The following is a 1461-nucleotide window of genomic DNA, read 5'->3' on the forward strand; positions in this document are numbered from 1 at the left end:
CCCCATCCTTCAGGGCGGGGAAGACGTTAAGAATGAAACACGCATCTCCGCATTGGCGGCCTTACGTGGTGCTGAATACCGTTGCCCCGCCTGCCGTGGGCTGCTGATCCTCAAAAAAGGACGCAGGGTCGTTCACCACTTCGCCCATAAGCCGCCGACAAACTGCACATGGGCGAAAGGAGAAACGCAGGCCCACCTTCGGGCAAAGACCGAGCTTGCGCAGTCCTTCACAGGTCGAGGTATACGCGCTGAAGTCGAGTTCGTCGTGGAAACGCTGACGGGCGATCGGCGGGCGGACGTTATGGCCTGGAAACCGAACGGGTTCCAGGTCGCGTTTGAGCTCCAACATACGCCGATCTCCGTGAACGAGATCGAAGCCCGGGCATTCTCTTATGCCTAAGCGGGAATCGCACAGATTTGGATACCGTTTTTGAAGCCGTCAGTCTGGGAGAACGGAAGCTGGAAGTCGCCTCACGAATTGTTGGTCGAGAAATATTCTCCGAGACCATTCGAACGATGGGTGCACGGGTTCCACGGCGGCGACGGCATGTGGATGTACGATCCGATCGACAAGCAGCTTTGGTATGCCCGATTGGCAGGCCACGAGATCTGGGTCGAGGAGTCCTCCTGGTATTCCGAAGGCGGTGAGGAAAACTCTGGAGGGGGCTATTTCCGCTGGTCCAAACGATACAAGGAGCTGACCCTGATAGGGCCGTGTTCCTGGGACCAGCTGAGGGTGAAAACGTCCTTCCGGAAATCGTTTCGAACGAGTGATTACGCTTGGCCCGAAGGGCGAACGGCGACGTTCGTCGTTGATTGAGACAACCTCTTTCGCCGGCGAAGTCGTGAAATAAGAAATTTTCCGAAAATTTTTCAGGAACTCTGTTGGCCGTTCATTGCCGGTGATACCCTTAGGTCTTACGACCTAAGGAAGGTTTGGCCGCCTAAGAAATCAACCTAATTTCCGAGGTACCCAGTGCCTTTCCAAGACGCTTGATCTGATGCACCCGGCATTCACATGATCTTCCAATAATAATTTAAGTGAGGAAAATTCATGGAATTCCAAAAGCTAAAAATCCGTCGCTCAGTGCTGATCAAGAAATTTAAGGCTCACCCAACTGTGCTGGTCTCTTTGGTATTTCTGGTCACAGACGGTGGGAGTTTCGCGGATGTCGGGACAAATTTGTTGCGATTTCTTTAGGGGCATCATGGTGAGCCGACATTACAACGTTGTTGAATGCGGAACCCAAGACTATCATTTTCGTGGTAAAGATGACTTGGTTGAAGTTATGAGCAGTAGGCTTTTGTTGAACGTAAGCAAGCGCATACAGTCTCGAAAATTTGCAGACGTCCCCGCAGCAGCCGGGCGGGCGATCGAGCATCTGCGCGCGCTCGGGGTCGAGGCAAAATTAGTCGGTTCGCTTGCCCGCAGAGATTTCTCCATGGACAGCGACGTGGATA

General features: G+C 53.3%; 3 protein-coding genes. All 3 read left to right on the top strand.

Going from position 1 to position 1461, the window contains the following annotated elements:
• On the top strand, window positions 1-400 hold a 400-nt coding region (locus E1297_RS01855), incomplete at its 5' end, for a competence protein CoiA (RefSeq protein WP_256372677.1).
• A gap of 30 nt (window positions 401-430) precedes the next feature.
• Window positions 431-820 carry a hypothetical protein gene (locus tag E1297_RS01860; RefSeq protein WP_155133167.1) on the top strand — a complete coding sequence of 130 codons (390 nt, stop codon included), beginning with the start codon at window positions 431-433 and terminating at the stop codon, window positions 818-820.
• 349 nt (window positions 821-1169) lie between these two features.
• On the top strand, window positions 1170-1461 hold a 292-nt coding region (locus E1297_RS49615), incomplete at its 3' end, for a hypothetical protein (RefSeq protein WP_209015586.1).

This window comes from Roseibium sp. RKSG952 (assembly GCF_009711355.1).